This is a genomic window from Neotabrizicola paludis (assembly GCF_044142105.1).
Classification (GTDB): domain Bacteria; phylum Pseudomonadota; class Alphaproteobacteria; order Rhodobacterales; family Rhodobacteraceae; genus Pseudogemmobacter.
This window is the reverse complement of sequence record NZ_JBGTYM010000013.1, coordinates 90,765-104,918: the sequence shown is the minus strand read 5'-3', so window position 1 is coordinate 104,918 and position 14,154 is coordinate 90,765. Positions and strand designations below refer to the sequence as shown.

Annotated in this window: 10 protein-coding genes; 8 read left to right on the top strand and 2 right to left on the bottom strand. The window is 64.3% G+C overall.

What is annotated here, in order from left to right; translation table 11 throughout:
• Positions 1-242 precede the first annotated feature (242 nt).
• Positions 243-1,793, bottom strand: coding sequence for a phospholipase D family protein (locus ACED67_RS20555; RefSeq protein WP_395543607.1), 1,551 nt, complete (start codon positions 1,791-1,793; stop codon positions 243-245).
• A 539-nt stretch (positions 1,794-2,332) separates the two neighbouring features.
• Between ACED67_RS20555 and ocd the strand changes: the two genes are divergently transcribed.
• From ocd to ACED67_RS20515, 8 genes are all read left to right on the top strand, one after another.
• Entirely contained in the window at positions 2,333-3,397 is a 1,065-nt protein-coding gene (ocd, locus tag ACED67_RS20550) for an ornithine cyclodeaminase (protein WP_395543606.1), read from the top strand.
• Between the two features lie 320 nt (positions 3,398-3,717).
• Positions 3,718-4,554, top strand: coding sequence for a MurR/RpiR family transcriptional regulator (locus tag ACED67_RS20545; RefSeq protein ID WP_395543605.1), 837 nt, complete (start codon positions 3,718-3,720; stop codon positions 4,552-4,554).
• A 29-nt stretch (positions 4,555-4,583) separates the two neighbouring features.
• The gene (locus ACED67_RS20540; protein WP_395543604.1) at positions 4,584-5,702 is read left to right on the top strand and encodes an ABC transporter substrate-binding protein; all 1,119 of its coding nucleotides are present in this window, start codon (positions 4,584-4,586) and stop codon (positions 5,700-5,702) included.
• A gap of 69 nt (positions 5,703-5,771) precedes the next feature.
• Positions 5,772-7,514, top strand: a complete 1,743-nt coding sequence (locus ACED67_RS20535) for an ABC transporter permease (protein WP_395543603.1) — start codon at positions 5,772-5,774, stop codon at positions 7,512-7,514.
• 5 nt (positions 7,515-7,519) lie between these two features.
• Entirely contained in the window at positions 7,520-8,617 is a 1,098-nt protein-coding gene (locus tag ACED67_RS20530) for an ABC transporter ATP-binding protein (protein WP_395543602.1), read from the top strand.
• Positions 8,617-9,222 carry a histidine phosphatase family protein gene (locus tag ACED67_RS20525; protein ID WP_395543601.1) on the top strand — a complete coding sequence of 202 codons (606 nt, stop codon included), beginning with the start codon at positions 8,617-8,619 and terminating at the stop codon, positions 9,220-9,222. Before ACED67_RS20530 ends, ACED67_RS20525 begins: the two co-directional genes overlap by 1 nt.
• Before the next feature lie 343 nt (positions 9,223-9,565).
• Positions 9,566-12,208, top strand: a complete 2,643-nt coding sequence (locus ACED67_RS20520; RefSeq protein ID WP_395543600.1) for an ATP-binding protein — start codon at positions 9,566-9,568, stop codon at positions 12,206-12,208.
• On the top strand, positions 12,205-13,320 hold the full coding sequence (locus tag ACED67_RS20515) for a sensor histidine kinase (protein WP_395543599.1): 1,116 nt from the start codon (positions 12,205-12,207) through the stop codon (positions 13,318-13,320). The genes ACED67_RS20520 and ACED67_RS20515 overlap by 4 nt, the downstream gene beginning before the upstream one ends.
• Here ACED67_RS20515 and ACED67_RS20510 read toward each other — a convergent pair.
• Positions 13,293-14,039, bottom strand: coding sequence for a response regulator (locus ACED67_RS20510; RefSeq protein WP_395543598.1), 747 nt, complete (start codon positions 14,037-14,039; stop codon positions 13,293-13,295). The two genes, ACED67_RS20515 and ACED67_RS20510, sit on opposite strands and share 28 nt — an antisense overlap.
• Positions 14,040-14,154 lie beyond the last annotated feature (115 nt).

The following is a 14,154-nucleotide window of genomic DNA, read 5'->3' as shown; positions in this document are numbered from 1 at the left end:
AACCCGTCAGGCGGCATTCATCACTCGGCTTCAAGAGCCCCATCGACTTCGAGCGAAAGGGCCGGGAACTGAGCTAAACGCTCTCCACCAAACCCGGGCAAGTCCACAAAGCGCATGGATTCATGATGCGAATCCTTCCCGGTTGGAGTTCCGCAATAGTGCCACTGCGGAGCGAAAGAGCGTGGTGCAGGCGAGCGGATACGACCGCATGCCTGCAGCGCCAGACCTGATGTTCCGCAGGATCAGAGCATCCATTCGACGGGAAGCAAGCCCACCACGGTCAGCGCGGCCTGCTTGAACCAGCCTGTCCCCGGCTCTTGCTGCCAGATACGCTCTCGACCGTCGGCCTCGGTTTCGCGCCAGACCATGCGCCCATCGGCGCTGATCTCGGGGCGATAGCTGAAACGTCCGACCTGCCCGTCGAACAGCCCGCGCACCTGCCGCGCCATGGCCGGGCTGTCGATCAGCACACCCATCTCGCAATTCAAGATCGCCGAGCGCGGATCGAAGTTGAACGACCCAATGAAGACCCGCTCATCGTCCACAGCGAATGTCTTGGCGTGAAGCGATGCGCCTGAAAGTCCAAGCGGATTGAGTTGGATCTCGGATTCCGGGCTGAGCCCGCCGCGCAGCTTCAACTCGTAAAGCGTCACCCCGGCTTCCAGCAAGGCTCGGCGGTATTTCGTGTAGCCGGCATGGACCAGAAGCACATCGGTCGTGTTCATGGCATTGGTCAGGACGTTGACCGTCTTGCCCGAGCGCGCCAGCGTGGTGAAGTAGTCGGTTCCTTCCGCTCCCGGGATGAAATAGGCGCTGACCAGATCCAGCCGCGATTTCACCTCGCCCAGAATGTCGACCAGCCGCGTGATCATCAACTGGTCGCGTCGCGCCACGCCTTGACCCTTGACCGGATCATCAGCGACCAAATGAACCTTGGTCCATTCAAGCGAAATTGCGTTCTGGAGAAAGCGCGTCGCGGTGCTGCGCAGGTCGCTCAACAGCGTCGTGGCCTCCTCGCTGGCTTTTACCGCGGAAACCCTCGCGTCGAAGGCGGCGCGATCCCCCTTGCCGCCAATGATCGTCTCGATCGCGAACACCGAGCCGCTGTTCCAGTAGGAATCGAACACGATGCTGGTTTCGCGAACGGTGGCGCCAATCAGGATTGCATCCATGTCCTTGTAGAAGGACTCGCCGATCTCAAAATACTCATCGCCGATATTTCGACCACCTAGGATGGTTATCACGTCATCCACGATCAGGGACTTGTTGTGCATCCTCCGGTTCATGCGCATGAAATCAAACGCATAACCCAGCATTTTCGGGTGACGCACCGTCGAAGGATTGAACAGGCGGATATGAAAATTCGGCTCTGCGTTCAGGGTCGCCAAGGTGGAATCAAGGCCCGGAACGCCATTGTCGTCCAGAAGCAACCGCACCCGGACGCCTCGTTTCGCGGCCCGATCCAGGGCGTCCAGGAGCAGGATACCCGAGGTGTCATCGTGCCAGATGTAATACTGCGCATCTATGCTGACCTCCGCCGCGTCGATGATCGCCATGCGGCTGGCCAGCGCATCAAGGCCACCGGCCAGCGGTGCAACGCCTGTCAAGCCGGGATGCCCGTCCGACCCGGGACTCGTCAGCTTGCCCAGTTTTGTCTCGGCGCTTGCGGCTATGAACTGCTCCACTGGCCTTCCGGCGATGTCAGGCAACGGGAAAAGGACAAGACGCGCGAAATAGATGCCCGCAACCGTCACGAGAACAATGATCATAAGTATTTTCAATAGCTTGAGCATGATCTCTACCCCGCGATGCGACCGAATTTCTTAGCAGCGGAGACAAGGGTCATCGCGGTTCCTGTGGCTCTGATCGCCGGTTGAGTGCCGTGACCTTCGACAAGAGAAGTATGTGATAGCCGCCGCGACGCGAGCAAGCAAACGATGCGGAACCAATCTGCTCGGAAATACTGCTTCCAGGCCTTGCCCCGGGGGCGCGCAGGTCCAGATCGCGATTTTGCCAATCTAGGCCGGTAGGGGCACAGGACTGACGCGAGGTTTTGCGGCTTGCGCAGCATCGGCGCCCGTTGCGGGGCGTCGCACGGGGCCGGGGTCTTCGAGGGGCTACGCCCCTCACGAGAGGATCGTGACGCGGATCGCTCGCCCCGGTTCCGGGTCTCACCATGGCCGGGACGACCGACGGGATCATCCGTGATCCGAGCGCGCGCGGCCGCTCTGGCGGGGATGGTGCGCCATACCTTATTGATCGCTTCGGATAGTGGGGCCACTGTAGCCTTCCATCCCGCTTGAACCCCAGAGTATGCCGTGGATAGGGCAACATGACCAAAGTCGCATCCAACCTTTCGATGATACCCTTCGTCAGCGTCGAGAACATGATGCAGATCATCTTGGACGAAGGCGTCGAAGCGGCGATGGCGCAGATCGCCGTTTATATCGAAGAGGACTTTCGGCGCTGGCCGTTGTTCGACAAGACGCCGCGCGTCGCATCGCATTCCCGGGATGGCGTGATTGAACTGATGCCCACCTCAGATGGCATCGACTACGGGTTCAAATATGTGAACGGTCATCCCAAGAACACCCGCGAGGGCCTTCAGACCGTGACGGCTTTCGGGCTCTTGGCCTCGGTCGATACGGGATATCCGGTGCTTCTGACCGAGATGACCATCCTGACGGCGCTACGGACCGCGGCGGCTTCGGCTGTGGCGACGAAACACCTCGCGCGGCCGGACGCAAAGATCATGGCCATGATCGGCAATGGCGCACAGTCGGAGTTTCAGGCCCTGGCGTTGAAACGGATCTGCGGCATCACAACCGTTCGGCTTTACGATAACGACGCGGAAGCCGAGAGCAAATGCGCCGCCAATCTCGCCGACAGCGGATTGACCGTCATCGCCTGCCGATCCGCCGAAGATGCAGTCCAGGGGGCTGACGTGATCACGACCTGTACCGCCGACAAGCAGAATGCCACGGTTCTGCATGACAATATGGTCGGCGCCGGTGTTCACATCAACGCCATTGGCGGGGATTGTCCCGGCAAGACGGAGCTTCAGGTAGATATCCTGAAGCGCGCAGCGGTCTTTGTCGAATACACGCCGCAGACGTGCATCGAAGGCGAAATCCAGCAGATGCCGGACGACTTCCCCGTCACAGAGCTCTGGCAGGTGATGACCGGCGCCGCTCCGGGCCGAACCGACGCCCGCCAGATCACCCTGTTCGACGGCGTTGGCTTTGCGATCGAGGATTTTTCGGCTTTGCGCTGGTTGCGCGACCGTCTGGAGACCTCGACCCGCCGCGAGATGCTGGACATCATCGCTGATCCTGACGATCCCAAAGATCTGTATGGCATGTTGAAGCGGGCCAAAGCAAAGCGCTCGACGGCCTAAACTTCAGGCTTGCGAAGCCTCCGGGAGCAGGGGGCCGCTCTGGATCCGGTCACGACGATGGCCGCCAGAAAGTGCGCAGGACATTTGCACCTTCGAAAGCGCCGCCAATTTCCAATCACCCCGTCGCGCCGAACCCATTTGAACAGGCGCTCGGGGCCGGTCTCCTTGGCCAGATGTGCCGACCGCTCGTTGCGGTGCCATCTGGGTGCGACGTCCCTCCCACAGCCGCATCGTCGATGATTCTGGATATCCTGCAAGAATCATTTGACTTGCAGGATTTCCTGCTGAACTATCAAACCGAGGAGAGGGAGGTTCCGGCAGTGACCTTGCTGACGCGCATTCAGGACACATCCGAACGGCTGACTGCCTCGGATCGCCGCATCATCGAGGTGCTGTTGGGCCAGCAGGGAGAAGCGGTATTCCTGTCCGCCGCCCAGCTTGCCGAACGCGCGCAGGTGCATGAGACGACCGCGACGCGGCTGGCGCAGAAACTGGGTTTCAGTGGTTACCCGGAGTTGCGCGCGCAGCTTCAGCGGGAAGTGATGGAGGGCCAGGACGCCGCCGCGCGGATGCGCCGGTCGGTCGCGAAAGTGGCGGATGGCAGCTATCTGGCCGATGTGGTGCAAAGCGAACTGGCCGCGCTGGAGCAACTTGCCCGCAGCATCGACCAGCGCGATGTCGATACGGCCTCCGACATGATCTTTGCGGCGCGCAAGGTTTTCATCTTTGCCCAGGGGCATGCCACCGCGGTATCGGCCTTCCTGCAGCGGCGGCTGGACCGTTTCGGCATGACCACGGTGATGCTGACCGGGCGCGGGCGCGACATTGCGGAAAGACTGACCGGCCTTGCTGCCGGGGATCTGGTGCTGGTTCTGGCCTTTCGCAAGCAACCGGCCGACTACGCGGCAGTTATGGGCCATGCCGCGCAGGTGGGGGCGGCCACGCTGCTGATCTCGGATCTGGCGGGGCCGACCATGGCGCCACCGGCAGGGCATCTGCTGGCGGCGCCCAGGGGGCGGTCGGGTACCGAATTCCAAACCCCGATCGTCCCCATGACCATCGTCAACGCCATTCTGCTGACCATTGTCGGTCGGCATGAGCCGCAGGTTGTCGCCAAGCTGGAGGAGCTGGCGGGCCTGTTCGACCGCTTCGCGTAACCGCGCGATCATCTCTGGGAGGAGAGAGCATGTTCAAGACCTTGAAGGCCGCGCTGCTTGCGGCAGCCTGCGTCCCTGCTTTGGCTGCGGCGCAGGATCTGGATAAGATGACCGCCGCCGAACTTTATGAGAAGGCGAAAGAGGAAAAGACGGTCACGGTCTTTTCGCTCTCCAGCAGGATCGCCCGGGTGGAGAAGGCCTTTGAGGAGGCTTATCCCGGCGTAGACTTGATCGGGCTGGATCTCAGCTCGGCCAAGCAGATTGCGCGCGTGGTGGCAGAACAGCAGGCCGGCGTCTATGCCGTGGATGTGCTGTACATGGCCGACGCGCCCGTCGTGCTGCGCGACCTGCTGGCCCCGGGCCGCATCCAGACCTATGTGCCGCCGCGCCTGACCGACCAGCTCGATGATCGGTTCAAGGCGCCTCTTCTGGTGCATCGCCTGTCGACCAAAGTCCTGATGTACAACGAACAGGCGCATCCCGATGGCAGCCCGATCACCAATCTGTGGCAGTTGACCCTGCCGGAATGGAAGGGGCGGGTGATGATGGTTGACCCGACCCAGCGCGGCGAGTTGCTGGATCTTCTGACCGAGATCGCGCTGCATCCTGATGAGATGGCCGCCGCATACAAGGCGCAGTTCGGCAGCGATATCGCGGTGGACAGTGACCTGAATGGCGCGGGTGAGCAGTTCATCCGCAACCTGTTCCTCAATGACCTTGTCCTGGTCTCGAACAGCGATGACTTGAACAAGGCCGTCGGCACCAAGGACGCGACGAACCCTCCCGTGGCCTTCGGCACCTATTCGGACCGCCGCGACAATGAGGAGGAAGGCTGGGCGCTTCAAGTGGCCAATGATGTCGAGCCTGCCAATGGCATCCTGTTCCCCGCCGTGCTTGCCCTGGCCGACAAGGCGCCCAGCCCGGCGGCGGCGCGACTGGTGATCGACTTCATGTTCGGCGATGACAGCGCTGATGGCGGGCCCGCCTTCGCGCCCTTCAACGTCCCGGGCGACTATGCCACACGCAGCACGATCGCCGATGACCCGGATTCTGTGCCGCTGGAACAGCTGAATGCCTGGACCATCGATACTGCGGCTGTGGCCGAACATCGTGCCCGGATCGCCGATCTGATCATCACCCTTCAGTGACCCGTTGCCCGGGTGCAGCCCTTCGAAGCTGCGCCCGGGCTCTGGTCCTGACCGCCAGAGAGTTTCCTCATGTCCCTGTCCGACACCGCCGCGCCCTCCTGGCGCAGGCGATTGACCGCGGGCAGGCTGGTGCCGCTGCTGATGATCCTGATCGTCGGCGTGCTGGTTCTAGCCCCGCTCTTGCGCATTCTTTTTGCGACGCTGACCCCGTCGGGTCTGGAGGCCTGGACGGCCATTCTGGCCAGTCCGATGTCTCTGAACCTGTGGTGGCGGCCGCTGATGAACACGCTGATCCTGGGATTGGGTGTCTCGGCCGGCTGTCTGCTGCTGGGCGGCTTCACCGCCTGGCTGGTGGTGATGACCGATGTGCCGGGCCGCCGCATCCTTGGGATCATGCACACGCTGCCCTTCATGATCCCCAGCTTCGCGGCCGCGCTTGCCTGGGGGACGCTGTTTCGCAACAGCCGCATGGGCGGATCATCAGGATTTTTCGAAGCGAACGGCTTCATCATCCCGGACTGGCTGGCCTGGGGCATCGTCCCGGTGCTGATCGTGCTGATCGCGCACTACTATTCGCTGGCTTTCACAATCATCGCCGCCGCGCTGTCCTCGGTGGGTGCCGATCTGGTCGAGGCGGCGCAGATGACCGGCGCCCGCCGCCCGCGCATCTTCTTTGGCATCGTGCTGCCAGTGGTGACGCCGGCGCTGGTGTCGGCCGCCTCGCTGACGCTGGCGGGGGCGGTGTCGAATTTCGCCGCACCCGCGCTTCTGGGCCTGCCGGTCCGCATGCAGACCCTGTCCACCCGCCTGTTCGGCATGATCGAGATCGGCCAGGCCGAGCGCGGCTTCGTGCTGGCGCTGCTGCTGATCGCGGTGTCGGGCGTGTTCCTGTTCCTGTCGGACCGGCTGGTCTCGGGGCGGCGCGCCTTCGTTACTGTCACCGGCAAGGGCGGTCGAACCCGTCGCTTTCCCCTAGGAAAATGGCGCTGGCCGCTTTTTGCTGCGGGCTTCGGCCTGGCCTTCCTCACCACGGTCGTGCCGGTGGTTGTGCTGATCGCCTCCAGCCTTGCGCCGCAGACCGGGGCGCTGTTCTCGAACTGGACGCTGCATTTCTGGATCGGCGAGGGGGGCGGGCAGATCGCCCAGGGCACAGCGGGAATTTTCCGCAACCCGGTGCTCATCGGCGCGCTGTTCAACACGCTGAAACTGGGGGTCGTGGTCGCGCTGATCTCGATGATCCTGGGGCTGGCGCTGGCTCATACGATCACCCGCAACAAGGGCACCGTTCTGGCCAATATCCTGTCGCAGCTTGCCTTCCTGCCGCTTCTGATCCCCTCGATCGCCTTTGCGGCGGCCTATATCGCGCTGTTCGGGGCACCTCTTGGGCCGCTGCCTTCGCTTTACGGCACCTTCACGCTGCTGGTGATTGCCGCAGCGGCGCATAACCTGCCCTATGCGGTGCAGGCGGGCCGGTCGGTGCTGGGCCAGATCGCCACCGATCTGGAAGAAAGCGCGCGGCTGACCGGGGCAGGCCCGCTGCGCCGGATGTGGGCGATCATCTTCCCGCTGACGATCCGGGGCCTCCTCGCCGGGGCCATCCTTGTCTTCGTCAAGATGGTGCGGGACCTGTCGCTGGTCGTGCTGTTGTTCAGCGCCACCTCTCCTGTCCTTTCGATGGTTGCCTACCGTTATGCCGCCGAAGGGTTCATGCAATTCGCCAATGCCATCACCGTTCTGATCCTTGTCATCTGCCTTGCCGCTTCGCTGATTGCGCAAGCCCTGCAGAACCGGGTGCAGAAATGGAAGGAGTAACAACCGTGGCTTCCGTCCAGACCGAACCAGGCGATGCCATCCGCATCACAAATCTTGTGAAACGTTTTGGCGACTTTACCGCCATTCCCGACTTGTCGCTCGCGGTGCCGCCGGGGTCTTTCCTTGTGCTGGTCGGTCCTTCGGGCTGCGGCAAATCCACCCTTCTGCGCATGTTGGCGGGGCTGGACGAGCCATCCGGCGGAGACATCGCTTTTATGGGCAACACCGTCTCTTCCGGGACCGGGGGCGTGATCGCCGATCCGAAAATGCGCAATGCCGGGCTGGTGTTCCAATCCTATGCGCTTTGGCCGCATATGACGGTGGCCGGGAATATTGGCTGGCCGCTGAAGGTGGCGGGCTGGGACAAGGCGGCCCGCGATGCGCGGATCGAGGATGTGCTGAAGATGCTGGGAATCTCGGCGCTGCGGGACCGCTACCCGGCGGAAATCTCGGGGGGGCAGCAACAGCGGGTGGCCATCGCCCGCACCCTTGCCCCGAAGCCAGCAATCCTGCTGTTCGATGAGCCGCTGTCGAACCTGGATGCCAAACTGCGGATCGAGATGCGCAGCGAGCTGATGCGGATCCATCGCGCCACGGGGGCCACCTCGGTCTATGTCACCCATGATCAGGTCGAGGCGATGACCATGGCCACCCATGTCGCGGTGATGAACCAGGGCCGGGTCGAACAGTTCGGGCCGCCGCGCGCGCTGCTGGACCGCCCGGCCACCACCTTTGTCGCGACCTTCCTGGGCACGCCGCCGGGCAATCTTCTGCCCGTCACCCGCCGGGGGGACAGCCTGGTCCATGGCGATGTACCTTTGGCCCCCGCCGCGCTGGCGTTGGGGCGCGACGCGGCGCAGCTTTTTTACCGGCCCGAGCAGATCGGCCTTGGCCGCGCCGAAGGCCGACCCGTCCTGAGGGCCGAATTCGCCGAGGCCGCGCCCATGGCCGGGCGGGTGATGGTGACGGCGGCGACGGGCGGGTTGCGCCTGTCGGCCATCGTGGATCAGTTCCCCGACGCCCGCCCGGGCGACCCGATCGAGTTTTCACTTTCCGGCGCGCCTGACGCCGTCTTTGCCATGACCGGCGAAAGGATCGAATGATGCGGCTTATCCTGATGCGCCATGGCGAAACCACCTGGAATGCGGAAGCCCGCCTTCAGGGCCAGGACAATTCCGACCTGTCGGAGCGCGGGGTCGAGCAGGCCCGCCGCTTTGGCGCCTTCGTGCGGGCGCTGAAGCCGGCGCGGGTGGTGTCCTCGGATCTGGGGCGCACCCGGCAAACGGTCGCGCTGATCGGCCATGGCGACTGCCCCAGCGACGCGCGTCTGCGCGAATGGCATATGGGAAGTTGGACCGGGCGCACCAAGCCCGAACTGATCGCCGCCCATGCCGACCTGTATCACGCCTGGCGTGCCGGCACCTACACGCCCGAAGGGGGCGAGCCCTGGGGGGCATTTCGGGACCGCGTGGCAGGGGGCTTGCGCCATTGGCTGGCCGCTGGCGAAGGGGATCTGCTGGCTGTGGTGCATGGTGGCGTGATCCGCGCCGCGCTGGACGTCTTTCTGCAACTGCCGCCTGCCCGGGTTATTCCGGTGACACCCGGCACGGGCACCATCCTCAGCTTCGCACCCGACCAGTTCGCCCAGGCGCAGTTGGAAGGCTACAATATCGGCGCTGTCGTCCCGGATCTTTCCGTCGCGGATTGAGAACGCGCATGGTTTGCAGCGGCGTGGACGCGCCTGGGGCACCCGCTGCGGCTGCCCCGGCGCGACGCTTTTTCAAGATCTTCCGTGCGATATACATCGGATCAGTTCGGCCTTTGCTACCGCAGATCTGATGCGTGCCACCCGCCTGCGCGGTGCGCGAAGGCCCGGGCAGGAACGGTCTGGCCGATAGAATGCTGCATTGCCCGGACCGGTAGGCGAGCAAAGACGGAGACGGGCGCGTTGCATCGGTGCCCATAGCGTCTGGTTCGAAGGAAGGCTGCCTAGTGACGCAAGGCAGCCATCTCGGCCATAGTACGGTCAACATCCCCGATCGGAAGAACCCATGCAGCCGGCCAATGTCACCCCCGAGGCGTCAGCCCGCTTTGACGATGGGCCGCCCTTCCTGGGATTGGACCCGGCGCCGCGCAGCTATCAGTCCTGGGTCGCCGACGAGACGATCGAGGACTACGCCCTGCGCTATGCGCCGCGCAGCTACAGGCGCTGGACACCGGCCACGATCGTGCACACGGCCTTAGGCGGTATCTCCTTTCTCGCGCTCGAGGCGATCGGCGCCGTGCTGACCCTGTCTTTCGGTGCGACGACCACCATCCTCGCCGTGCTGATCGCCACGGTCTTCATCTTCATCACCAGCCTTCCTATCGCCTATCACGCCGCTCGGTCGAACGTGGATATGGACCTTCTGACCCGCGGCGCAGGCTTCGGCTACATCGGATCATCCATCACCTCGCTGATCTATCTGACCTACACGGTGATCTTCTTCGCGCTGGAAGGGGCCATCATCGCCCAAGCGTTGCTGGTCTGCTTCGGGCTCCCGCTGCCCTTGGGCTATCTGCTGTCCACACTGGCCATCCTGCCCGTGGCCATTCGAGGGATGACGGCGATCTCGTGGTTCCAGAAGGTGACACAGGCGCCTTGGTTGATTTTGGGACTGCTGCCATTCCTGGCCATCGCCCTGGTCGAACCGCAGCCGCTGACGGTCTGGCTTTTGGCGCCGGACCCGGGGGTGACGATGCTGGCGCTGGGCGGGGCGATCAGCGTCCTTTGCGCGCTGACCCTGCAGATCGGCGAGCAGGTCGATTACCTGCGCTTCCTGCCGCCGAAAGAGACGACCCCGTCCTGGCGCTGGTGGGGGGCGCTGCTGATGGCGGGCCCGGGCTGGATCCTTATCGGCGGCCTGAAGATCGTGATGGGCAGCTTCCTGGTGACGCTCGCCCTGGCCTCGGGCATGGATGCCCCCATGGCGGCCGAGCCGATCGGCATGTTCCGCCATGCCTTCGGATATCTGTTCGGGCCGACGCTGGCGCTGCTTGTCGCCACCGTCTACATCCTAATCGCGCAGCTCAAGATCAATGTGACCAATGCCTATGCCGGGTCGCTGGCGGGGTCCAACTTCTTCGTCCGCGTGGCGCGCTATCATCCGGGACGCCTGGTATGGTTGGTGCTGCATGTCACCATCGCCTGTGCGCTGATGATGTTGGGCGTCTTCGCGACGCTCGAGGCGGTTCTGGCCTTTTATGCCAATCTTGCCATGGCCTGGTTGGGCGCGATCCTTGCCGATCTGGCGGTGCTCAAGCCCTTGGGCCTGTCGCCCGCGCGGATCGAGTTCCGCCGCGCGCATCTGCCGGATTTCCACCCCGTCGGCTGCGGCGGCATGGCGCTGGGCGGGCTTGTGGGCTGCGTTCTGTATCTTGGCGCGGGCGGGGCAGGGCCGCAGGCCTGGTCGCCGGTCATCGCGTTCGGCACCTCGGTGCTGGCCGCCCTCGCCATCGCGGCACTGGTGCGCGGGCGCGGCTATCTGGCGCGCAGGCCGCAGGATTTCGCGCCGCTGGCCAATTGCAATTGCGCGATTTGCAGCCATGGCTACGAGGTGCAGGACCTGGCCTACTGCACCTTCTACCACAAGCCGATCTGCTCGCTCTGTTGCAGCCTTGAGCCGCATTGCCGCGACTATTGCAAACGCGCCCCATCGACAGGAGGCGAGCGGACGGCGGGCGCTGCGCGGTCGGGCGGGATCCTGCCGCTGAACGTACCGCCGCAGAATGGCCGCCGGATCTGGCAGGTTCTGGCGGTCTTCGTGATGCTGATGGCGGGGCTTGCCCTGTGCTATGCAGGGCTGCGGCTGTTGCTCGCCAGTGGGCGCGAGACCAGCCTTCTGCCGCAGCTTCTGTTCGCGGCGCTGCCCCTGGTGCTGCTCCTGGCTCTTTGGCTGGTGATGACCTATGAACGGCGGCGGCTGACCGAAGAAGACCTGATCGGCGCCCTGATCCGCCTGAATTCCGCCCAGCACGAACTGGCCCTGAACCAGCGCCTTGCCGCCATCGGCGAGGTCGCGGCGACCATCAGCCATGAGCTGCGCAACCCCCTTGGCACCGTGGCCGGCTCGATCGAGGTTCTGGCCCGCAGCCCGGGCCTCGGGCCGGAGGTGGCCGAAGACGTCGACCGCGCCCGCCGCAACATCGGCCGCTGCGGCCGGATCATCGACATGCTGCTGGATTTCGCCCGTCAGGAACAGCACGAGCGTCAGGTCATCGGGGTCGATGGCTGGCTGCGCTCGGTCCTGGCCGACCATTCCGCCCGGACGGTGGCGCAGGTCGAGGTCGATCCCGGGCTAAAGCTGATCTGCGACCCGGCCCGGCTGCAATTCGCCGTCTGCAACCTGCTCGACAATGCCATGCAGGCGGTCGAGGAAAAGACGGTTCCCGATTTCGACCCGCATATCGCCCTGCGGGCCTATCGCGCGGGCGGGCGCGTGCTGATCGAGGTCGAGGATAACGGACCCGGCCTTGCGACCGACCTGATCGCCCGCGCCTTCGATCCGCTTGTGACCGGGCGGCCGATGGGCGTGGGCCTTGGTCTGCCGCTGGTCCGGCGCGTTGCGCAGATCCACGGCGGCGAGGCCAGTATCGTCAGGACCGGGGCCGAGGGCACGCTCATGCGCCTGTCCTTGCCGGAGCAGACGTCATGACAGTCCAGGCCCGCCGAATCCTCATCGTCGACGACGAACAGGACTTTGCCGTCTCGACCGCGCGCATGTTGCGGCTGGAAGGGATCAACTGTGCGATCGCCCATGATGGCGACGGCGCGTTCAAGATCCTCGAGGCCGAGGATCTTGAGGTCGCCCTTCTGGACATCCGGCTGAAGGGCGAGGATGGCATCAGACTGGCGCAGCGGCTGCGCGCCGCGCATCCCCAGGTGATCGTGGTGATCATGACCGCCTATACCTCGGTCGACAGCGCCGTCGCGGCGTTGAAGGCAGGTGCCTTCGACTATCTGCGCAAGCCCTTCTTCCTTGACGAGCTGCTCAGTGCGCTGGGACGCTGCTTTGACATCTGCGACCTGCGCCGGGCCAAGGCCGAGACCGAGCGCGAGTTGCACCTGCTGCGCCAGCATGAGGCAATCGCCCAGCTTGCGATGGGTCTGTCTCACGATTTTCGCAATATGCTGGCGGTGATCCGGGCCAATCTGGCGGTGCTTGATCAGCGCTTGACCCAAGATCATCCGATGAAGCCCTATGCTGCCGACGCGCATGAGGCAGCCGGGACCGCCGCTGATGTGCTGGTGCAACTGTCGGGTTTTCTGCGCGGGCGGCCGCTTCCGGTCGCCCCGGTGGATCTGCGGGCGCCGGTGGCCGAGACCTTGGCGATGATCGGCCGCACTCTCTGTGTCGGCATGACGCTGCACAGCGATCTGCCCGAGGCGCCGCTGATGGTTCAGGTGGACCGCCATCTGATCGAGACCGCGCTCGTGAACCTGCTGATCAACGCCCGCGATGCCACCGGCGGGCAGGGCAGGGTGGCGCTCAGCTTGCGGCGGGTCTCGCGCGGGGCAGATTATGCCCGGCTGGTGCTGCGCGACGATGGTCCGGGTCTGGGGCCGGAAGCGGCCTCCCGGGCGCTTGAGCCGTTCTTCACGACAAAAGCCGAAGGCAGCGGCCTTGGTCTGGCGATGATCCACCAGATGGCGCTGTCGGCGGGGGGCAGTTTCCGTCTGGCCAATGCCGCACAGGGCGGCGCCGAGGCTGTGCTGGATCTGCCTTGTCTTCCTGCCGATCAGGAGGATGGCGGGATGAACATGTAACCCGCACCGCGCATCGTCCGGATGCGGCGATGGACGGGGCCGGTGTCGCCGATCTTGCGGCGGATCTTGCCGATCATCACATCGATCGACCGGTCGAGCGGCGACCAGTGCCGGTTCGCCGTCAGATCCAGAAGCTGATCGCGGCTCAACACCCGGCCCGGACGTTCGGCCAGGACGGCCAGCATGTTGAACTCCTGTGAGGTCAGGCGCTGCGGCCGACCCTTTTCGTCGGTCAGTACGTGGGACTCGAGGTCCAGCGACCAGCCGTCGAACCTGATGCAGCGGCTGGCCGCAGCGCGGGGCTGCGCCGCTGCCGGACCAACGCGTCGCAACACCGCCCGTACCCGCGCCAACAACTCACGCGGTTCGAAGGGCTTGCACAGGTAATCGTCGGCACCGACCTCAAGCCCGACGATCCTGTCCACCGGCTCGTGCCGGCCCGACAGAAAGAGGATGCCGATATTGGCCTGCGCCTTCAGCGCCCGCGCCAGGCTGTAGCCATCCTCGGGTCCGGGCAGGCCGACGTCGAGCACCACCAGATCGCGCGCGCCGCGCCGGATGGCGCGCCACATCTCTTCGCCGTCGTGAACGGCCTCGGTGCCATATCCTTCGGAGTCGAAATAGCGGCACAGGAAGCTGCACAGCCGCCGGTCGTCCTCGACAAAAAGGATGTTGTGCCGCCGACCCAACGATTGAGCAGGGGCCGCTGTCTTGGTCATGGTCTGGCCTGGCATCATGGGCTGCGTCTGGCATTTGGATTCTGTAACCGGCAAACACGGGCCGATTACAAAAAGTTACACGACTTCCAGCACTTCAATGAACTCTGCTTACATA